The following is a 21,581-nucleotide window of genomic DNA, read 5'->3' as shown; positions in this document are numbered from 1 at the left end:
TTAAAGTAAAAAAAACCTAGATATAGAAAGAAAAAGGAGTTGAAGAAGATGGAAACTAAGTTATGGGTTGTGGATAATTTTACGAACGAAAAAGATATTTATCCACAGATAGAAGAAGCAGCAGATTTGCTGCGCAATCACGAAGTGGTTGCTTTTCCTACAGAGACGGTGTATGGACTAGGAGGAGATGCAACATCGGATAAAGCTGTGGATAAAATTTTTGCAGCGAAAGGACGTCCTAGTGATAACCCTCTTATTGTTCATATTGGAGATAAAGAGCAGCTTCATACATTTGTAGAGTCGATTCCTTCAAAAGCAGAGAAAGTGATTGATGCTTTTTGGCCGGGTCCCCTTACAGTAATATTGCCCAAAAAAGATCGAGTTTCAGATAAGGTTACGGCTGGTTTAAACAGCATTGCAGTGAGAATGCCATCACATCCGGTAGCCCTCGCATTATTAAAAAAAGTGGCTTTGCCTATCGCAGCTCCTAGTGCAAACCTTTCCGGTAAGCCAAGTCCCACTCTAGCTCATCATGTGATGAATGATTTAGAAGGGCGTATTAGCGGAGTTGTAGATGGAGGAGCAACAGGGGTAGGAGTAGAGTCGACTGTCCTTGATTGTACTGAAGAGATTCCTATTATTTTACGTCCGGGCGGCATTACTCAGAAAGAGTTGGAAAATGTCATTGGTCCCGTAAAAGTAGATCGAGCGTTACTAAGTGATAAAGAAGCGCCAAAATCTCCAGGTATGAAATACACGCATTACGCACCTGATGCACCGCTTGTCATTGTTGACGGCAGTTCAGATTTTTTCCAATCTATTATCGATCGCTATAAAGATCAGGGTAAGCGAGTGGGGGTATTAACGACATCTGAACATGAAGATGCGTATAAAGCGGATGCGGTTATCACATGTGGATCTCGTTCAAATTTAGAGACGGTTGCTAGCCACTTATACGAGTCGCTTCGTTCATTTAATGAGTGTGACGTAGATGTTATCGTTAGTGAAAGTTTTTCTGAAGAAGGAGTCGGTCATGCCGTTATGAACCGATTAATGAAAGCTGCAGGACATCACGTGATTAAGCAATAAAATTCATCTTCTAAACCTTTTCGAATGTGCATATTTTGAAATAGGAGCACGTCCGAGGAGGGTAAAGATGAATGTATCTCAGTTAATTAGTGAAATGATCACATTAGTCATTATGGCGTTTGCCTTAGGAATGGATGCTTTCTCAGTTGGTTTGGGAATGGGATTAATTCGTTTACGCTTTCGCCAAATTTTCTACATTGGTGTTGTTATCGGTGTATTTCATATTTGGATGCCGCTGTTAGGCATGTTTATTGGACGACTTTTGTCTGATAAACTTGGAATGTTTGCTACCTATGGCGGTGGAATTTTATTGTTGATTCTTGGGGCTCAGATGATTTATTCATCCTTTAAGCATGACGATACGCCGTTTATCAAACCAGTTGGCTTTGGACTGTTATTTTTTGCGCTCAGCGTGAGTCTAGATAGTTTTTCTGTTGGACTTAGCTTAGGTATTTTTGGGGCAAGAACGTTTTTGACCATTATTGTTTTTGGCGTAGTGAGTATGCTATTAACTTGGTTAGGATTGCTGCTAGGCAGAAGAGTACAAGGTTGGATTGGTTCATATAGTGAGGCACTGGGCGGGAGCATTTTATTAGCTTTTGGAATCAAATTGTTATTACCTTTTTAACTATATATAAATAGGTAAAGGATCATGACCATGCAGGTTATGGTCTTTTTTTGCTTCTTTTGGATTGTAGTGATAAAAGAAGGAAAGCGAAGTCGTTTTTTCGAGATGCATGAAGCGATAATCGATAAAAAAATACCTGAAAAAGCTAACTGGATTTATGCAGGCAATAGAGATACAATAGGGTGGAATATCAACATAGTCGAACATAGTGAAAGCAAGGGAGGATGTATCTTGAAAAACATCTTATTTGTATGTACAGGAAACACGTGCCGCAGCCCTATGGCAGAAGCGTTGCTCAAAGCTAAAGAGATAGATGGAATAAACGTGAAGTCTGCAGGCGTATTCGCTTCAAATGGAAGTGAAGCTTCTGTTCATGCACAAGTTGCCCTTCACCAGAAAGGCATAGCTTGTTCTCATGCTTCGGCAGCATTAACGGAAGAACAATTGATGTGGGCTACTTATATTTTTACGATGACGGAGCAGCATAAAATGCTGATTTTGAACCAAGCTCCATACGTAAGTGATAAATTATTTACGCTAAAAGAATTTGCCGACGAGCAAGGTGAAGTATCTGATCCGTTTGGCGGATCATTACAGACGTACGAACAGACTTTAGAAGAGTTAGAGCGTATGATTAACAAAATAGTCGACAAATTATAAAAGGTCCCATAAATTTTTGCTGACTTAAAATGAACAGAAATTTAATATAAGACGAAGGTACGTATGAGGAGGAAACAAAGATGAAAGTAGCTATTGCATCTGACCACGGCGGTATAAATTTGCGACAGGAAATTATCTCTTTAATGGAAGAATTAAATATTGAATATGTGGATTTAGGGTGTGAATGCACAGCGTCCGTAGACTATCCGGATTATGCACTGCCCGTTGCTCAAAAAGTGGCGAGCCAAGAAGTAAGTCGAGGCATTCTTATTTGTGGAACAGGCATCGGTATGAGTATAGCAGCTAATAAAGTAAAAGGAATTCGCTGTGCTCTAGTGCATGATACGTTTAGTGCAAAAGCGACAAGAGAACATAATGATAGCAACATTTTGGCAATGGGTGAACGTGTCATTGGGCCGGGACTTGCACGTGAAATTGCGAAAATTTGGTTAATGACAGAATTTGAAGGCGGCCGACATGAAAATCGCGTGAATAAAATTAAACAGTATGAGCAGCAAAGTGATGCAACATTAACTGTATAATGTGAACGTATTCAATGAAAGAAAGGAAGAAAAACGTGTCTGAACTTACGAAATGGAAAGAGCAGTTGGAAACAGTTCTATCTGATTTTTTAGCACAAGTGCAGTTGTCTTCAGAACATACACTTGTCATTGGATGCAGTACAAGCGAGGTAATTGGTGAAAAAATAGGAACCGCAGGCGTAATGGAAGTCGCAGAAATGATTTTTGATACACTATCAGATTTTCGAAAAAAGACGGGTGTTCACTTAGCATTTCAATGCTGTGAACATCTCAATCGAGCACTGGTAGTAGAAAGAGAATTAGCTCGCAAAGAGCGTTTAGAAATGGTTAGTGTTGTGCCTATTCATAAAGCAGGCGGAGCGATGGCTACACAGGCCTATGGCCAGCTTAAAGATCCTGTTTTGGTAGAGTTTATTAAAGCTGATGCCGGTATTGATATTGGAGATACATTCATTGGTATGCATTTAAAGCATGTCGCAGTACCCGTTCGTTGTACGTTAAACGCAGTTGGACACGCTCATGTTACTTTAGCAAAGACGCGTCCAAAACTAATTGGTGGAATGAGAGCGTTTTACGAACTTTCGTAATTAAATATATTAAAATAATACACATTTTTTCTTTTTTATTCTAAATAAATCATGTTACAATGTAGTTGAATCAACAAATAACGAACATTGCGAATACGAAATGAGGAGAGGATTTTGATGGAGAAACAACTAATGCAACAAGATCCAGCAGTTTATAATGCGATCAAGGATGAATTACAAAGACAACGTACTAAGATTGAGCTAATTGCTTCAGAAAACTTTGTAACAACAGCGGTAATGGAAGCACAAGGTTCAGTTTTAACAAATAAATATGCTGAAGGCTATCCAGCTAAACGTTACTACGGTGGTTGTGAACACGTAGACGTAGTAGAAGACTTAGCTCGTGATCGTGCAAAAGAAATTTTCGGAGCAGAGCACGTGAATGTTCAACCTCACTCAGGTGCACAAGCAAACATGGCTGTATATTTCACAGTTTTAGAGGCTGGAGACACAGTACTTGGTATGAATTTATCGCACGGCGGTCACTTAACGCACGGAAGTCCTGTTAACTTTAGTGGTGTTCAGTATAATTTCATTGAATATGGCGTAGATCGTGAAACACATCGCATTAACTACGATGATGTATTAGAAAAAGCTCGTACACATAAACCAAAATTAATTGTGGCTGGTGCAAGCGCATATCCGCGCGCAATCGACTTCAAGCGTTTCCGTGAAATCGCTGATGAAGTAGGAGCTTATTTAATGGTAGACATGGCTCACATTGCTGGTCTAGTAGCTGCAGGACTTCATCAAAATCCTGTGCCACATGCTCATTTCGTTACAACTACAACACATAAAACACTGCGCGGACCACGCGGCGGTATGATTTTATGTAAAGAAGAATTTGCGAAAAAGATTGATAAGTCAATCTTCCCTGGTATTCAAGGTGGTCCATTGATGCATGTTATCGCTGCAAAAGCAGTAGCATTTGGTGAAGCATTACAAGATGAATTTAAGCACTATGCTCAAAATATCATCGATAATGCTAATCGTTTAGCAGAAGGATTAAAGAAAGAAGGATTTGCTCTTGTATCTGAAGGAACAGACAATCACCTTGTGTTAATCGACGTAAGCTCAATGAATTTGACAGGCAAAGTGGCTGAAAAAGCGCTTGATGATGTAGGTATTACAACAAACAAAAATACAATTCCTTATGATGAGCAAAGCCCATTTGTAACAAGCGGTATCCGTATTGGTACAGCTGCGGTTACAACTCGCGGATTTGGCTTAGAAGAGATGGATGAAATTGCTTCTATCATCGGATTAACGCTTAAAAATATTGAAGATGAAGAAAAGCTAGCTGAAGCTAAAACACGCGTTGAAGCTTTAACAAGCAAGTTTGAAATGTATAAATCACTGTAAAAGAGACAGGCCTTTGTGCCTGTTTTTTTATGGAGAAAGTGGTAGCAATTCAATCATTTTTTGAATAATGCTTGAACTCAAAAACTTTTTTCTGTAAAATGAATGCAATGTATAAATTTAATTAGCAAGAGATATGTTTTTACTAGTACGTACCATTCAATTCGTTGAATGGTATTTTAATGTGTACATCTTTATATATAAGGAGAGATATCAATGGGCAAAGTATACGTATTTGATCACCCGCTTATTCAACACAAATTAACTTACATACGCGATGTAAAAACGGGAACGAAAGAGTTTCGTGAATTAGTTGATGAAGTGGCAAGCTTAATGGCTTTTGAAGCGACACGTGATTTACCGCTAGAAGACGTTGAAATTGAAACACCGGTTTGCAAAACAAAGTCAAAAGTTATTGCAGGGAAAAAGCTTGGTATCGTTCCAATTCTTCGTGCTGGTATCGGCATGGTAGATGGATTTTTAAAACTAATGCCAGCTGCTAAAGTTGGACACGTTGGCTTATATCGTGATCCAGAAACATTACAGCCTGTTGAATATTATGTAAAGCTGCCTAATGATGTAGAAGAGCGTGACTTTATTGTAGTAGATCCTATGCTTGCAACAGGAGGGTCAGCTGTAGAAGCAATCAACTCTCTTAAAAAAAGAGGCGCTAAAAACATTAAATTTATGTGTTTAATTGCTGCTCCTGAAGGCGTGGAAATCGTAAAAGAAGCACACCCTGACGTAGATATTTACATTGCGGCATTAGATGAAAAATTAAATGACCATGGATATATTGTTCCAGGTTTAGGTGATGCAGGGGATCGTTTATTCGGTACAAAATAATTTGTAGATTCGGGTGATGAACATGAAGCAGCCAATTAAAGTAATGACGATATTCGGGACAAGACCAGAAGCAATTAAAATGGCCCCTCTAGTGCTAGAGCTTAAAAAGCGACCGGAGGAGTTCGAAGCGATTGTTACGGTAACGGCTCAGCACCGTGAAATGTTAGACCAAGTATTGAGCATTTTTGACATTCAGCCTGACTATGACCTTAACATTATGAAAGATCGCCAAACTCTTATGGACGTAACGACCAGAGGATTAGAAGGTTTGGACGACGTAATGAAAAAAGTAAAGCCGGACATCGTACTTGTACACGGCGATACAACTACGACGTTTATTGCCGGACTAGCAGCTTTTTATAATCAAATTCAGGTAGGACATGTTGAAGCAGGTTTGCGCACATGGAATAAATATTCTCCATATCCGGAAGAAATGAACCGTCAGCTTACAGGCGTTCTCGCTGATTTGCACTTTGCTCCGACAGATAAGTCTGCAGCTAATTTGCAAGCAGAGAATAAAAAAGAAGAGCGAATCTTTGTGACTGGAAACACAGCTATCGATGCGTTAAAAACGACAGTAAAAGAGACATATGAGCATGAAGTGTTAACGAAATTGGGAGATGATCGTCTTATTTTATTAACGGCGCATCGACGCGAAAATTTAGGCGAACCAATGAAAAACATGTTCCGTGCTGTTAAACGTATTGTGGATGAACATGAAGATGTGCAAGTTGTGTATCCTGTTCATTTGAATCCGGTAGTTAGAGAAACAGCAAACGATATCTTAGGAAATGATCCACGCATTCATTTAATTGAACCGTTAGATGTAATTGACTTTCATAACTTCGCTGAGCGCGCTCATATTATTTTGACAGATTCGGGCGGTGTTCAAGAAGAAGCTCCTTCATTAGGCGTACCTGTATTGGTACTTCGTGATACAACAGAGCGACCGGAAGGAATTGAAGCAGGAACGCTCAAACTAGCAGGAACGGAAGAAGAAACAATTTATACGCTAGCAAAAGAGCTGTTAATAGATGAAGACGTATATAAGCAAATGTCACAAGCATCGAATCCTTATGGAGATGGCTTAGCTTCTAAACGTATTTGTGATGCTATTAGCTACTATTTCAACCGCCGTGAAAACAGACCGGAAGCTTTTAATCCACTTTCGTAAGATTTCTAAACACCTTTCACATGAAAAGTGTCTCTTTGAGACACGATAGTGTGAGAGGTGTTTTTTTATGTGGATTAAATGGTTAATGATTAGCTTTATATTAGGGAGCGGGGGAGGGCAAATGTCGTTCAATCCGATATTTCCTTCTATAAAACAAGAAATGAATCATCAGGAAAAATCAATAATTGTCATGGTTGAAAAAGAAAAATTCGCGGAATTTAAAAATCAGCTACAAAAAAATTATCCTAATATAAAGATTAAGAGCGAATTTCACACGGTATTTACAGGACTTTCATTAAACGGCTCCATCTCGGATTTGGAAAAACTATCTCATAATCCTTCTATTATTGGTTCACATTCTATTAAAAACTACCAGGTTGCAGAAGAAAATAGCGTAACCTTCATTGGCTCAGAACAGGTAAGGGGCTTATTTGATACTTATAATCGGCGCTTAACAGGAAAAGGGATCAAAGTAGGCATCATCGATACGGGTGTTGATTATTCTCATCCCGATTTAAAACAAACCTACAGGGGAGGGTATGATGTAATAGATAAAGATTATGAGCCGATGGAAACCACTCGGGAGCAAGGAGAGCCTACTCTGCATGGCACTCATGTAGCTGGTATTATTGCAGCAAATGGAAATATTAAAGGTGTAGCACCTCAAGCGGAGATCTACGCATACCGAGCTCTTGGACCTGGTGGAGCTGGAACGTCTGAAAGTGTTATTCTAGCTATCGAAAAAGCAATTCAAGATGATGTAGATATTATTAATTTATCATTAGGAAATGATGTGAATGGCCCTGATTTACCAACAAGCTTAGCGTTAGATCGAGCTGTTGAAAAAGGAATTGTAACGGTTACATCCAGCGGCAATTCAGGTCCAGGTTTATGGACTGTGGGCTCTCCAGGTACAGCGGGAAAAGCTATTTCGGTTGGCGCTTCTGTTTCCCCGACAACAGTTCAATTTCTAACAATTGGATTTAGCAAAGAAAAAATTATGATGGCGCCAGTAGAAGGGTCTCGTCCATGGACGTTTAATCAAACGCTGCGTGTAATAAATGAAGAATACTTCAAAGAGCAAAAGCATGCGTTGGGTAACGTCATTTTGCTAAAAGCAGAAGGAAATGTGGTTGAAAAAAAGATTAAACAAGCTGAACAGGCAGGAGCAAAAGCCGTTATTTTATATAGTCCGACTGAAAAAAGCATAATCGGTAAACTACAAGAGTCAGTAAATATTCCAGTGATATGGATAAGTAAAAAAAACGGTGATACCATTAGTCAATACATTCAGTCTCAACAGCCATACTTACGTACTGGCAAGCAAGTGGTGCAAGACTTGCTCACATCTTTCAGTTCAAGAGGACCTGTAACGACTACTTGGGGAATCAAGCCGGACGTCGTCGCACCTGGTTACTTCATTAATAGTACAGTTCCTGGGGGATATGAACGCATGCATGGAACAAGTATGGCTGCGCCCCATGTAGCTGGAGCGTGCGCTCTTATTTTACAAGCTCACCCGAACTGGTCTCCTGAACAAGTCAAAGCTTCATTGATGAACACAAGTAAAGTAATGCAGCAGCTAAATGGTCAAACGTATCGCGTATATGAACAAGGAGCTGGGAGAATTCAAATAGCAAAAGCTGTCACAGCAGACTCTTTATTTTATCCATCTTCTTTATCTTTCGGTATTTTTACGCGCCCATCAAAGAAAGTCTTATCATTTAAAATTGATAACCAGTCTGATAAAGCAAAAACGTATCGCTTAAACGTTCCGAGAAGGGATGAAGGAGTGAACTGGGATGTTCCATTACCCGTCACGGTGCAGCCCCATCAGACAAAAGAAATAGCTGTCACTTTATCGGTGCAGACCCGTTTTAAAAATAAAGGTATATATGACGGATATTTGGAAATAAATGATTCACGTGAAACATTTTCGATTCCTTATATGTACATGGTTAGCATTCCAGATTATCCTCGTATCATGGGATTGCAAGTAGCAGCGGAAAAAGAGAAAAATACTTATAGCTATGAACTGTTTTTGCCTGAAGGAGCAGATGAGTTAGGCGTTGCTCTTTTTGATAAGCAGTCTTTACAGTTTATATCGTATTTAGATGTTGACGTTGATGTAGAAAGAGGCATGAGAAAACGGAAAATAACGATCGATGAATCGCTTGTACCGGGGGCGTACCAAATATTTGCATTTGTGAAAAAGCATAGACAAGAGCAGGTTGTACACAGTACAATAACGATTGAATGAACCTCTTTAAATGTTTTCATTTGAAGAGGTTTTATGTGTGGCAGAAATGTGAACAATAAGAAGAGATTGTGAAGTTTTTAGCTTAAACACATTGACATTAAATATACGCTATTGTATGCTTACAGGGAATATAAATGATAAGGTTTTCAACCTGTGAAAACCGTTGATATTTCTGCGTATTTTATTAGCTGTTTTTACCTTTTTTAGCAATTTTTTTTGCCTTTCTATCATATATTGAGCTATAAAAACGATAGAGAATTCGGAAAAAAGAAAATTTTGCAAAAGGGGTATGAGCTTATGAAAGATCGCAACCGTCATCCTTTGCAAGCGATGGCATTAGTGTCAATCATTCTATCACAGTTAGCAGGTTCAGTCTTAATTGGCTTATTCTCTGGAAGATGGGCTGATCAATGGCTTGACACCGAACCACTATTTTTGATTTTAGGCCTTCTTTCAGGGCTAGCAGCAGGTGTTTTTATGATGCTGCGGACAGTCCACCATTTTTTTTCAGGAGATTAATAATTCATGCAGGATTTGCAGCACGTTTTTCCAAGACTTCGTTCATACATATTGTATTTGTTAGCATTATACGTTCTCGGCTGGGGATTTACAAGTTATAAGGCTGTTTTTGCAGGTTTAATTTTAGGAACCGCCCTGAGTTTGTATAATTTGTGGAACTTAGTAAGAAAGTTTGAGCAGTTTGGACAGGCGTTGGATGAGGGGAAAAAGCCCCGTTCAATTGGGACTGTTGTAAGATTTGCAACAGCTGCTCTCGCAGTTGTGATTACCATCTCTTATCCAAAAACCTTTCATATTATTAGTGTAGTTGTGGGATTAATGACGTATTACGTTGTCATTATCATAGATTTAGTTGTTCAAAATATGCGTAGAAGATAGAAAGAGAGGTGAACACAGTTGGGTCATGAATCACCAACTATAGAGTTTCTAGGCCTTACTTTTAGTCAAAGTAACTTGCTTATGGTTACCGTAGCTTCTGTTATTGTATTCTTAATTGCAGTTTTATGTACTCGTACTCTTGCTATGAAGCCAAGCGGTGCACAAAACTTTATTGAATGGGTCTTAGATTTTGTTAAAGGACTCGTTAATAGCAATATGGATTGGAAAACAGGTGGCCGCTTTTTGACGCTAGGTGTAACTTTACTTATGTACATTTTTGTGTCAAATATGTTGGGTCTTCCATTTGCCATCGTGATTGACCATAACTTATGGTGGAAATCGCCAACCGCTGATCCAGCAATTACGCTGACGTTAGCCGTTATGGTAGTTGTACTATCACATTATTATGGTATTAAAATGCGAGGTTTTTCTGCATACACGAAAGATTACTTCAAGCCAATGGCGTTTTTATTCCCGCTTAAGATTATCGAGGAGTTTGCCAATACGTTAACGCTTGGCCTTCGTCTTTACGGTAATATTTATGCTGGGGAAATTTTGTTAAGCTTGCTAGCTGGTTTAGCAACAACAGGCTTCCTAGGTACAATTGGAGCTGCTATTCCAATGCTTTTATGGCAAGGATTCAGTATTTTTGTAGGCGCAATTCAGGCCTTCATTTTCACAATGTTAACGATGGTTTATTTATCTCACAAAGTGAGTAGCGACCATTAATTTATAAAGCTTTGTTCAAGTAATACCCAATTTGGACAAAACAAAACTTAGTTAAACAAAATCATATATATTAAGGGAGGACTTTATAAAATGGGTTTAATAGCATCTGCAATTGCGATTGGTTTAGCGGCACTAGGTGCTGGTATTGGTAACGGTCTTATCGTTTCTAAGACGATTGAAGGCACAGCTCGCCAACCAGAAGCACGTGGTACATTAACTTCAATGATGTTCGTTGGGGTTGCCTTAGTTGAGGCGCTTCCAATTATCGCCGTAGTTATTGCATTCATGGTACAAGGTAAATAATAATGTGTTACATGTGGCGAAGATCATTCAAAAGAACCTTCGCCATTACTTTATGTCTTTAATAAGTAAATTATATATGTGGAGTCTCTGAAGGGAGTGAACATGGCCGTGTCGAACATGTTTGTGTTAGGAGCAGCAGGCATTAATGGTGGAGATATTCTTTTCCAATTAGTGATGTTCCTTATCCTACTTGCGTTACTTCAAAAATTCGCGTTTGGTCCTGTAATGGGAATCATGAAAAAACGTGAAGAGCATATTGCCGGTGAGATTGATGAAGCAGAAAAGCAAAATGAGGAAGCGAAGAAGCTTGTTGAAGAGCAGCGTGAAATCTTAAAGCAATCTCGTCAAGAAGTGCAAGTAATGATGGAAAACGCTAGAAAGTCTGCAGAAGATAAAAAAGAAGAAATCATTGCGGCAGCACGCGAAGAGTCTGAGCGTCTAAAAGCTGCAGCAAAACAAGAAATCGAACAGCAAAAAGATCAAGCAGTTGCTGCGTTACGTGAGCAAGTTGCTTCATTATCTGTTTTAATTGCGTCGAAAGTTATTGAAAAAGAACTTTCTGAACAAGATCAAGAGAAGTTAATTCATGAATATATCCAAGAAGTAGGGGATGTACGATGAGTCAACCAGCTGTAGCCAAACGCTATGCACTAGCTCTTTTTCAATTAGCAACAGAAAAACAGATGATCGATGAAATGCAAGACCAGCTACAAATCGTTGAAGAGGTGTTTGCTAAAACACCTGAATTAATGGATGTATTAACTCATCCAAAAATTACAATTGAGCGAAAAAAACAGTTTGTAAGTGAGGCATTTGCTGAACTTTCACCAACTGTTCAACATACGGTTCTTCTATTATTAGAGCGTCACCGCATTCAAATTGTTAGCGAAATGGTAAAAGAGTATCGTTTCCTAGCGAACGAAGTACGTGGCGTGGCAGATGCAACTGTTTATTCTGTCAAACCTTTAAGTGCAGATGAGAAAAGAGCAATCTCACAATCATTTGCTTCTAAAGTTGGAAAACATACGTTAAATATTTCAAATATAGTAGATAAAAGCCTAATCGGCGGCGTGAAGCTTCGCATTGGTAATCGTATCTATGATGGCAGCATTAGCAGCAAATTAGAAACGATCCACCGAGGACTTCTTGCACACAGATCGTAGATAGGGGTGAAATTCATGAGCATCAAAGCTGAAGAAATTAGTGCGCTGATCAAGCAGCAAATTGAAAACTATCAGTCTGAGATTAAAGTGAGTGATGTAGGTACTGTTATCCAAGTTGGGGACGGTATCGCACGTGCTCATGGCCTCGACAATGTCATGGCTGGAGAACTGGTTGAATTTTCAAATGGTGTCATGGGAATGGCACAAAACTTAGAAGAAAACAATGTAGGTATCATTATTTTAGGACCATATACGGAAATTCGTGAAGGTGACGAAGTTCGCCGTACAGGACGCATCATGGAAGTTCCAGTAGGGGAGCAGTTAATCGGTCGTGTTGTTAACTCATTAGGTCAGCCAGTAGACGGCTTAGGCCCAGTAGAAACAACAAAAACACGTCCAATTGAAGGTGCTGCACCTGGCGTTATGGATCGTAAATCAGTACATGAGCCGCTTCAAACAGGTATCAAGGCGATTGACGCACTTGTGCCGATCGGTCGTGGACAGCGTGAGTTAATTATCGGTGACCGTCAAACGGGTAAAACATCGGTAGCAATCGATACAATCTTAAACCAAAAAGATCAAGATATGGTATGTATCTATGTAGCGATTGGCCAAAAAGAATCAACAGTTCGTAACGTAGTAGAGACATTACGTAAACACGGTGCTCTAGATTACACAATCGTTGTAACAGCATCAGCTTCACAACCAGCCCCACTATTATTCTTAGCGCCATATGCTGGGGTAACAATGGGTGAAGAGTTTATGTATAACGGTAAGCACGTACTTGTTATTTACGATGACTTAACAAAACAAGCATCAGCTTATCGTGAACTTTCATTACTATTACGCCGTCCTCCAGGTCGTGAAGCGTATCCAGGGGATGTATTCTACCTGCACTCTCGTTTATTAGAGCGTGCGGCAAAGTTATCGGACGCAAAAGGTGGAGGTTCATTAACAGCTCTTCCATTTATTGAAACGCAAGCAGGAGACGTATCTGCTTATATCCCAACGAACGTAATTTCGATTACAGACGGACAAATTTTCTTACAGTCAGATCTATTCTTCTCAGGCGTGCGTCCTGCGATTAATGCTGGTCTTTCTGTATCACGTGTAGGGGGATCTGCACAAATTAAAGCGATGAAAAAGGTAGCAGGTACACTGCGTCTAGACCTTGCATCTTATCGTGAGCTTGAATCGTTTGCTCAGTTTGGTTCTGATCTTGACCAAGCAACTCAAGCAAAATTAAATCGAGGAGCGCGTACAGTTGAAATCTTAAAACAAGGTTTACACAAACCGCTTCGCGTAGAAAAACAAGTAGCTGTGCTTTACGCATTAACAAAAGGCTTCTTAGATGATGTTCCGGTATCAGATATTACGCGCTTTGAAGACGAGTACTTAACATGGTTAGAATCAAACCGTAAAGAAGTACTTGAATCAATCCGTACAACTGGTGGACTTCCTGAAGCTGGCGTATTCGAATCAGCACTTGAAGAATTCAAGAAAACATTTATTGCATCTGAATAATATATTGTCAGCATGGTATGTTAAGACAATCTTTCAATAAGGTGAAGGTGAACATTTGTTCACCTTTCATACCACGTGATCTTCTAAAACAAGGTGGTGAAACCTTTGGCATCATTACGTGATATACAAACTCGAATCACATCGACGAAAAAAACGAGCCAGATTACGAAAGCAATGGAAATGGTTTCAGCTGCAAAGCTGAATAGAGCGGAACAAAATGCAAAATCGTTTGTTCCATACATGGAAAAAATTCAAGAAGTAGTCTCAAGCGTAGCCCTAGGCAGCAGAGGCGCTTCACATCCAATGCTAACTGCGCGCAGTGTGAAGAAGACTGGTTACATCGTAATCACTTCAGATCGCGGCCTAGCAGGAGCATATAACAGTAATATTTTGCGAAAAGTATCTCAAGCTATTGAAGAACGCCATCAATCACCTGATGAATACGGTGTGATTGCAATTGGACGAGTAGGGAGAGATTTCTTCGTGAAACGCGGCATTCCGGTTTTGCTTGAAATCACAGGCTTAGCAGATCAGCCAGCTTTTGCTGACATTCAAGGAATCGCTTCACAAACAGTTCAAATGTTTGCAGACGGTACGTTTGATGAACTTTACTTATACTACAATCACTTTATCAATACGATTTCACAAGAAGTGACGGAGAAGAAGCTATTGCCTCTAACAGATCTTCAACCTTCTGGTAAACTTGTTGGTTATGAATTTGAACCATCACAAGAAGAGATTTTAGAAGTATTACTTCCTCAGTATGCAGAGAGTTTAATTTACGGCGGCCTACTTGACGGAAAAGCAAGTGAGCATGCTGCTCGTATGACAGCGATGAAAAGTGCAACAGACAACGCAAAAGATCTTATCAATAATCTTACATTGTCATATAACCGTGCACGTCAAGCGGCAATTACCCAGGAAATTACGGAAATTGTTGGCGGAGCGGCAGCGTTAGAATAGAAAGTTTAATGGAAAAGCAAGTTAGGAGGGAACACGATGACAAAAGGACGCGTTACTCAAATCATGGGTCCAGTTGTAGACGTAAAGTTTGACAACGGACACCTTCCGGCAATTTATAACGCCCTTAAAATTTCACATAAACCGAGCAGTGCAAGTGAAGTTGCAATCGAATTAACATTAGAAGTTGCGATTCACTTAGGTGATAACACAGTTCGTACAGTAGCAATGTCATCCACTGACGGCTTAGTTCGTGGATTAGAAGTAGAAGATACAGGTGCAGCAATCTCAGTACCAGTTGGTGACGTTACGTTAGGTCGTGTATTTAACGTATTAGGTGAAAAAATCGACTTAGACGCCCCAATCGATGCAGGTGCACGTCGTGATCCAATTCACCGTCAAGCACCAAAGTTCGAAAATCTATCTACACAAGCTGAAATTCTTGAAACAGGTATTAAAGTAGTAGACTTATTAGCTCCTTACATTAAAGGTGGAAAAATCGGTCTATTCGGTGGTGCCGGTGTAGGTAAAACAGTATTGATTCAAGAATTAATCAATAACATTGCTCAAGAGCACGGCGGTATTTCAGTATTCGCTGGTGTAGGTGAGCGTACGCGTGAAGGTAATGACTTATACCATGAAATGACAGATTCTGGTGTTATTAAGAAGACGGCTATGGTATTTGGACAAATGAATGAGCCACCTGGTGCACGTCAACGTGTTGCATTAACAGGATTAACAATGGCAGAATACTTCCGTGACGAACAAGGTCAAGACGTATTATTCTTTATTGATAATATCTTCCGTTTCACACAAGCGGGTTCGGAAGTATCAGCATTACTTGGCCGTATGCCATCAGCAGTAGGTTATCAGCCAACGTTAGCGACAGAAATGGGTCAGCTTCAAGAGCGTATTACGTCAACAAGCGTAGGTTCTGTAACATCGATTCAAGCGATTTACGTACCAGCCGATGACTATACGGATCCAGCTCCAGCGACAACATTTGCTCACTTAGATGCAACAACAAACTTAGAGCGTAAATTATCAGAGATGGGTATTTACCCTGCGGTAGATCCATTAGCATCTACATCTCGCGCTTTATCTCCTGAAATTGTTGGAGAAGAGCACTATGCAATTGCGCGTCAAGTTCAACAAACGTTACAGCGTTATAAAGAGTTACAAGATATCATTGCAATCCTAGGTATGGATGAGTTATCTGATGAAGATAAACTTGTTGTACAACGTGCTCGTCGCGTTCAATTCTTCTTATCTCAAAACTTCCACGTAGCAGAACAATTTACAGGTCAAAAAGGTTCTTATGTTCCTGTAAAAGAAACTGTTAAAGGATTTAAAGAGATCTTGGAAGGTAAATACGATCATTTACCTGAAGATGCGTTCCGTTTAGTTGGTCGCATTGAAGAAGTTATTGAAAATGCGAAACGTATGGGAGTAGAAGTTTAATTTAAGGGACATAGGAGGTTTTTTAAATGAAGACAATCCATGTCAGTGTAGTGACTCCTGATGGCCCAGTTTACGAATCAGAAGTGGAAATGGTAAGTACCCGCGCACAGAGTGGTGAGCTTGGTATTTTACACGGCCATATTCCGATGGTTGCTCCTTTACAAATTGGAGCCGTCCGCTTGAAGAAAGCAAGCAGTACAGAACTTGTGGCTGTTAGCGGAGGATTTCTTGAAGTAAGACCTGACAAAGTAACAATTCTTGCACAGGCTGCTGAAACAGCTGAAGAGATTGACATAGCTCGTGCAGAAGAAGCGAAAAAGCGCGCTGAAATGCGCCTTGATAGCAAACAAGATGACGTTGATGTTAAGCGTGCTGAAATTGCCTTAAAACGGGCAGTCAATCGTTTAGATATTAGTCAACGTAAGTTCTAAAAAAAGCCCTCTCAAACGAATGAGAGGGCTTTTTTGCTCTATTATACAAAAAGGGAAGAGCAAATAGCATTGATCTATGATTATATATTCCATTTAACTAAGCGCATCTATCTTCTTTATTTTGCTCAATAGTGGAAAAGGATCTTAAAATAGGGAATAAAATAAATGTTTTTCATGTTACCGTTTACGAATTTGCATAATTGTGCTTTAATATGAAAAGAAGAGACGATGATCGTCTCTTCTTTTCATATGGTGTTTAAAAGGAGTGCTTTTATTGTTTGGAGGAATTGAACAGCAAACGTTACTAACCATGATTTCACATTTGATTTTTATTGTGATTACTTGGTATGCTTTGCAAGGCTTTCAAATTGAAAAGCTGATGAAACCTAATCATGTGTTTCAAGCAAAATTAATGCTTATTTTATTGACCATTACGATTTCATCAACAGTAAGTAATTTCTTTTTGGATTATTTATTTTGGTCACAGCGCATTCCCTCATTTTTTCAATGATTGGCAAGCTATGAGTCTATGATAAAATAGGCGTTCATTCATTGAAGATATACGAATTTATACGCTAATGTATGTCGCTATGTCTAAATATGACGACCCTTTTCATGTATGTATCATCGCCTTCTGGAAAGACTGATGAGTACGGAGAGGGAGTGGCGAAATGTTTAAAAAAATTAGTGTCTTTTTGGCTATTTTCATTACTGGCTTATTCGTATATCATGGAAGTTATGTGAGCAATGCCCAAAACAATGAAACTACTATTGAGAAGATTGTTCACACCTTAAATAAGCAGCATGTTTCGTTAACTGAAGTATCGTTGTATGCAAGAGAAGAAGTAAAAGCTGTTACTGACCAAAAAACCTTTTATTCGCAAGCTAAAAGTATTAAAAGTAATTTTAGAGGTTTTAAATGGGAAGTGAAGAGGGAAAGAGACCTATGGAAAGCAATAGGTACACGCAAAAGTGAAGATGTGAACGAAGTCATTCTGTTAACTTATGCGATCGATGAACACAGCAATGCGTACATATCGTATCATGTAACGGGACAAGGTTTGAAAGAAAAAAATATGACCCATTTTCAAAATGTATTTCAGACAAATTATGAAAAAATTTTCCTATCAGAACCCATAATTTTCTCTTGTGCAACTGGGGAAATCAATGATAAGATGGAAAGTGTTTTGTCTGTTGAAATTCAAGACCTATTACGAGCTTTCAATGCTAAACCAGTGGAATCTCTAGTGGAAGAGTCATTTACCTCTGTTTCAGCATATACTGGACTGTGGAAAGAAGCTCTTCAAACGAAAAAGCAGGAAATGAACTTACAAATTGCATTACGCAAGACAAGAATGGGCGGTCAAACAACCATAGTTGTTGGCACACCTATCATTACGTCTGAATATTAATATAGAGAAAATGGACGCGGAGGGGAATACCTTGGAAAAAATCATCGTCCGCGGTGGAAATAGATTAAGCGGTACAGTTAAAGTTGAAGGAGCAAAAAACGCCGTTTTACCTATTATCACTGCAACCTTATTAGCTAGTGAAGGAAAAACAATTCTAAATGATGTACCAGCTCTCTCCGATGTATTTACGATTGGCGAAGTTTTAAGACATCTGAATGCAGAAGTAGATTTTGAAACAAATCGTGTAGTTGTAGATGCATCAAGAGAGTTAAAAACAGATGCACCTTTTGAATATGTAAGAAAAATGCGCGCTTCAGTACTTGTAATGGGTCCTTTATTGGCGCGTACAGGTGAGGCTCGTGTAGCTTTACCTGGCGGATGTGCAATTGGATCAAGACCGATTGATCAGCATCTTAAAGGCTTTGAAGCAATGGGTGCTAAAGTTCAAGTAGGAAATGGTTTTATTGATGCAAAAGTTGAAGGAAGACTAAAAGGTGCTAAAATTTATTTAGACTTCCCAAGTGTAGGCGCCACAGAAAATATTATGATGGCAGCAGCATTAGCGGAAGGCACTACAATTATGGAAAACGTAGCAAAAGAACCTGAGATTGTCGATTTAGCAAACTTCTTAAACGCAATGGGTGCTAAAGTTCGCGGTGCAGGAACTGGTACGATCCGTATTGAAGGTGTTAATAAATTATATGGTGCAGAACATGCAATTATTCCAGATCGTATCGAAGCTGGAACATTCATGGTAGCAGCAGCTATTACAGGTGGAAACGTACTTGTACGCGGTGCAGTAGCAGAGCACATCAGTTCACTTGTTGCTAAAATGGAAGAAATGGGTGTTGAAATTACTGAAGAAGGCGACGGCTTACGTGTTGTAGGACCTGAAAAGCTAAAATCAATAGATATTAAAACAATGCCTCATCCAGGGTTCCCTACAGATATGCAATCTCAAATGATGGCATTATTGTTAGCAGCAGAAGGCACAAGTATGATTACAGAAACAGTTTTTGAAAACCGCTTTATGCACGTAGAAGAGTTTCGCCGCATGAACGCTGATATTAAAATTGAAGGGCGCTCTGTTATCATTAACGGACCTACTCAACTACAAGGCGCTGAAGTAGCAGCAACAGATCTTCGTGCAGCAGCAGCGTTAACATTAGCAGGACTTGTAGCAGACGGCTATACGCGTGTAACGGAATTAAAACACCTTGATCGTGGTTATGTAAATTTCCACAATAAATTAGCCGCTTTAGGCGCTGATATTGAACGTGTAAATGATGAAACAAAGCAAGTAGAACAAACTCAACAGGCTTCAGACGTCAAGTAAATATGTCATAAAAAAGGCATCTCATAGCGAGATGCTTTTTTTGTCGTTGGACGACCCTTATGGCCGGTTTGCTGTCATAAAAGGTTGTCCACCTCCATACATATGAAATATAGGGATATAGGTGTTCCTTGTCAAAATAATAGATATGGAGGCTAGGCGTTCATGAAACAAGCAAAGCCAATCGTCGTACTAGGAGTCATCTTTTTTTTCGTTGTGTTACTCATCCCAACACTTCTCGTTGTTCCTTTTACTGAAAAGACAGATGGAAAGCTACATGAAAATGTCAAACAGACCCCAAAAACCGAAAAACTACAAAAAGTGACAGCGTCTCCTCTTGACGTCAGTGTTTATCGTACGGAAACGAAAAAAGTAGAAAAACTGCCGCTCGAAGACTATCTTGTAGGGGTAGTAGCAGCTGAAATGCCTGCTACTTTTGAGCTTGAAGCACTTAAGGCTCAAAGTTTGGCAGCCAGAACCTATATTGTGCAAACTATGATGAATGGAAATAGTCATCTTCCCCAAGGAGCGGATGTGACTGATACCGTAGAGTACCAAGTATATTTAAATAAAGATGAGTTAAGAAGCAGATGGAACAAAGACTATGATTGGAAAATCAAAAAAATTCAAGAAGCAGTGAAGGACACCCAAGGTCAAATTCTTACGTATAAAAATAAGCCAATTAATGCTACGTTCTTTTCTACCAGCAATGGTTACACTGAAAATTCAGAAGCGTATTGGAAGAATTCCATTCCTTATCTAAAAAGTGTAGCTAGTCCGTGGGATAAAAAGTCCCCTGAATTTACAAATCAGAAAGTAATGTCTGTTGCTAGCTTTGAACAGAGGCTTGGAGTGAAATTAACAAACACTGGATCAGTAGGTGAAATTGTCTCTAGAACGCCGGGTCAGCGCGTAGATTACGTAAAGATAAACGGTAAAGAACTGTCGGGAAAAGATGTTCGAGAAAAACTGGGTTTATCCTCAGCCGACTTTCATTGGACAAAAAAAGGTAATGAAATTATCATCAACACAAAAGGATATGGACATGGTATTGGGATGAGTCAGTACGGAGCAAATGGTATGGCACTAGAAGGAAAAACCTATAAAGATATTGTTACTCATTATTATACAGGTGTTGCGATTACCCCTAACGATCAGTTTGTTGCACAATTGACAGCTAAACGCTAATTCAAAGACCCTTATAGAAGGGTCTTTTTTTATGTTTTTCACTTTTTTTAAATAAAATGTATATTTTAGATTCATCTGTTGAAAAATAATCGAAAAAAATTTTTTATCGCTGTGTATATATTCATTCAATTGTGTTCAGACTGATTGCTGAGGTGATGATATATGAGAGAGGAAGAAAAGAAACGTACTTCTCCAAAATCGAAAGTTCAAAAATTAGTTAGAAAGCGTTGGGTGTTCCCGGCTATCTATTTAGCGAGTGCAGCAATTATTCTTACAGCAGTCCTTTGGTTTCAAGCTAATGGAAACGATATTAGCAAAGAAGACAAAAGCGGCTATAGCCAAGACGGTACGGCTTATCGAGACGACGCTGTAGAGGTAAATGCTTCGCTTGAAAATTTAAAGATGCCAGTTGCTAGTGAAGCATCAGCTATCGTGAAAAAGCCTTTCTACGACGATCAAGCATCTGAAAAACAGCAAGAAGAAGCACTAGTTTTCTACAACAATACGTATCATCCAAACACAGGTGTTGACTTAGCTGTTAAGGGAGATAAATCATTTGATGTTGTAGCAGCAGCTAGCGGTACAGTAACAAAAGCAACAAAAGATCCTTTACTAGGTTATGTAGTAGAAATTGATCACAAAGATGGTTTAGTCACACAGTATCAATCTCTTGAGAAAGCTGATGTAGAAGTAGGAGATATTGTTAAACAAGGCCAAACCATCGCAAAAGCTGGAAAAAGCTTATATAATCAAGAAGCAAAAACACATGTACATTTTGAAGTTCGTAAAGATGGTGTAGCAATTAATCCAAGCAGTTATTTTGGAAAATCTGTTAGTTCTATCAAAGAAGTCAAAGCAGCTGAAGTGACAGAACCAAAAGACGACTCTTCTTCTGAAGAATCAAAGGATAGCGAAAAATCATCTGATGAAAAGACTAAAGAAGATAAAGATTCAAAACACCCTTCAACAGATACGTCTAAACCAAATGCATAAGGCAAGACCATAAATACGAAAAGAAGCTGGATAAAATCGAGC

24 protein-coding genes are annotated in these 21,581 nt (G+C 39.2%); all 24 read left to right on the top strand.

Going from position 1 to position 21,581, the window contains the following annotated elements:
* The first annotated feature begins 48 nt into the window (after window positions 1–48).
* The 24 genes from AC0C45_RS23300 (at window position 49) to AC0C45_RS23185 (ending at window position 21,539) form a co-directional block, all read left to right on the top strand.
* Window positions 49–1,089 (top strand): L-threonylcarbamoyladenylate synthase, encoded by a 1,041-nt coding sequence (locus AC0C45_RS23300; RefSeq protein WP_016765926.1) that lies wholly within the window; start codon window positions 49–51, stop codon window positions 1,087–1,089.
* 67 nt (window positions 1,090–1,156) lie between these two features.
* Complete coding sequence (locus AC0C45_RS23295) at window positions 1,157–1,717, top strand: manganese efflux pump MntP (protein WP_013085470.1); 561 nt, start codon at window positions 1,157–1,159, stop codon at window positions 1,715–1,717.
* 231 nt (window positions 1,718–1,948) lie between these two features.
* Entirely contained in the window at window positions 1,949–2,377 is a 429-nt protein-coding gene (locus tag AC0C45_RS23290) for a low molecular weight protein arginine phosphatase (RefSeq protein WP_025752493.1), read from the top strand.
* Between the two features lie 80 nt (window positions 2,378–2,457).
* Window positions 2,458–2,919 (top strand): ribose 5-phosphate isomerase B, encoded by a 462-nt coding sequence (gene rpiB / locus AC0C45_RS23285; RefSeq protein WP_013085468.1) that lies wholly within the window; start codon window positions 2,458–2,460, stop codon window positions 2,917–2,919.
* Window positions 2,920–2,954: 35 nt separating this feature from the next.
* Entirely contained in the window at window positions 2,955–3,506 is a 552-nt protein-coding gene (locus tag AC0C45_RS23280) for a TIGR01440 family protein (RefSeq protein WP_472928878.1), read from the top strand.
* A gap of 117 nt (window positions 3,507–3,623) precedes the next feature.
* Window positions 3,624–4,868, top strand: coding sequence for a serine hydroxymethyltransferase (locus AC0C45_RS23275; protein ID WP_013059811.1), 1,245 nt, complete (start codon window positions 3,624–3,626; stop codon window positions 4,866–4,868).
* 213 nt (window positions 4,869–5,081) lie between these two features.
* Window positions 5,082–5,711 carry a uracil phosphoribosyltransferase gene (gene upp / locus AC0C45_RS23270; RefSeq protein ID WP_013059810.1) on the top strand — a complete coding sequence of 210 codons (630 nt, stop codon included), beginning with the start codon at window positions 5,082–5,084 and terminating at the stop codon, window positions 5,709–5,711.
* Between the two features lie 22 nt (window positions 5,712–5,733).
* Entirely contained in the window at window positions 5,734–6,885 is a 1,152-nt protein-coding gene (gene wecB / locus AC0C45_RS23265; protein WP_016765923.1) for a non-hydrolyzing UDP-N-acetylglucosamine 2-epimerase, read from the top strand.
* A 67-nt stretch (window positions 6,886–6,952) separates the two neighbouring features.
* A complete protein-coding gene (locus AC0C45_RS23260; protein ID WP_237893135.1) occupies window positions 6,953–9,145 on the top strand; it encodes a S8 family serine peptidase in 2,193 nt (730 codons plus the stop codon).
* Window positions 9,146–9,442: 297 nt separating this feature from the next.
* Window positions 9,443–9,664, top strand: coding sequence for an AtpZ/AtpI family protein (locus AC0C45_RS23255; protein WP_013085464.1), 222 nt, complete (start codon window positions 9,443–9,445; stop codon window positions 9,662–9,664).
* 6 nt (window positions 9,665–9,670) lie between these two features.
* Entirely contained in the window at window positions 9,671–10,042 is a 372-nt protein-coding gene (locus AC0C45_RS23250; RefSeq protein ID WP_013059806.1) for an ATP synthase subunit I, read from the top strand.
* An 18-nt stretch (window positions 10,043–10,060) separates the two neighbouring features.
* Window positions 10,061–10,771 carry a F0F1 ATP synthase subunit A gene (gene atpB / locus AC0C45_RS23245; RefSeq protein WP_013059805.1) on the top strand — a complete coding sequence of 237 codons (711 nt, stop codon included), beginning with the start codon at window positions 10,061–10,063 and terminating at the stop codon, window positions 10,769–10,771.
* Window positions 10,772–10,861: 90 nt separating this feature from the next.
* A complete protein-coding gene (atpE, locus tag AC0C45_RS23240; protein ID WP_013059804.1) occupies window positions 10,862–11,074 on the top strand; it encodes a F0F1 ATP synthase subunit C in 213 nt (70 codons plus the stop codon).
* A 102-nt stretch (window positions 11,075–11,176) separates the two neighbouring features.
* A complete protein-coding gene (locus tag AC0C45_RS23235; protein ID WP_013085463.1) occupies window positions 11,177–11,695 on the top strand; it encodes a F0F1 ATP synthase subunit B in 519 nt (172 codons plus the stop codon).
* On the top strand, window positions 11,692–12,237 hold the full coding sequence (locus AC0C45_RS23230) for a F0F1 ATP synthase subunit delta (protein ID WP_013059802.1): 546 nt from the start codon (window positions 11,692–11,694) through the stop codon (window positions 12,235–12,237). Before AC0C45_RS23235 ends, AC0C45_RS23230 begins: the two co-directional genes overlap by 4 nt.
* Before the next feature lie 15 nt (window positions 12,238–12,252).
* On the top strand, window positions 12,253–13,761 hold the full coding sequence (gene atpA, locus AC0C45_RS23225; protein WP_013085461.1) for a F0F1 ATP synthase subunit alpha: 1,509 nt from the start codon (window positions 12,253–12,255) through the stop codon (window positions 13,759–13,761).
* A 105-nt stretch (window positions 13,762–13,866) separates the two neighbouring features.
* Window positions 13,867–14,724, top strand: a complete 858-nt coding sequence (locus AC0C45_RS23220; RefSeq protein ID WP_013059800.1) for a F0F1 ATP synthase subunit gamma — start codon at window positions 13,867–13,869, stop codon at window positions 14,722–14,724.
* A 36-nt stretch (window positions 14,725–14,760) separates the two neighbouring features.
* The gene (atpD, locus tag AC0C45_RS23215) at window positions 14,761–16,182 is read left to right on the top strand and encodes a F0F1 ATP synthase subunit beta (RefSeq protein WP_013059799.1); all 1,422 of its coding nucleotides are present in this window, start codon (window positions 14,761–14,763) and stop codon (window positions 16,180–16,182) included.
* 26 nt (window positions 16,183–16,208) lie between these two features.
* Entirely contained in the window at window positions 16,209–16,613 is a 405-nt protein-coding gene (locus AC0C45_RS23210) for a F0F1 ATP synthase subunit epsilon (protein ID WP_013085460.1), read from the top strand.
* A 274-nt stretch (window positions 16,614–16,887) separates the two neighbouring features.
* Window positions 16,888–17,124 (top strand): DUF1146 family protein, encoded by a 237-nt coding sequence (locus AC0C45_RS23205; RefSeq protein ID WP_013059797.1) that lies wholly within the window; start codon window positions 16,888–16,890, stop codon window positions 17,122–17,124.
* 160 nt (window positions 17,125–17,284) lie between these two features.
* Complete coding sequence (locus tag AC0C45_RS23200) at window positions 17,285–18,025, top strand: YwmB family TATA-box binding protein (protein WP_013059796.1); 741 nt, start codon at window positions 17,285–17,287, stop codon at window positions 18,023–18,025.
* A gap of 31 nt (window positions 18,026–18,056) precedes the next feature.
* Window positions 18,057–19,361: a UDP-N-acetylglucosamine 1-carboxyvinyltransferase gene (gene murA, locus AC0C45_RS23195; protein ID WP_472928877.1), complete on the top strand. Its 1,305-nt coding sequence runs from the start codon at window positions 18,057–18,059 to the stop codon at window positions 19,359–19,361.
* A 162-nt stretch (window positions 19,362–19,523) separates the two neighbouring features.
* On the top strand, window positions 19,524–20,546 hold the full coding sequence (gene spoIID / locus AC0C45_RS23190; RefSeq protein ID WP_047931255.1) for a stage II sporulation protein D: 1,023 nt from the start codon (window positions 19,524–19,526) through the stop codon (window positions 20,544–20,546).
* Window positions 20,547–20,708: 162 nt separating this feature from the next.
* Window positions 20,709–21,539, top strand: a complete 831-nt coding sequence (locus AC0C45_RS23185; RefSeq protein ID WP_016765919.1) for a M23 family metallopeptidase — start codon at window positions 20,709–20,711, stop codon at window positions 21,537–21,539.
* Window positions 21,540–21,581: the final 42 nt, after the last annotated feature.

It is taken from the genome of Priestia sp. VA7, from assembly GCF_055710015.1.
This window is presented reverse-complemented; position numbering and strand designations above follow the sequence as displayed.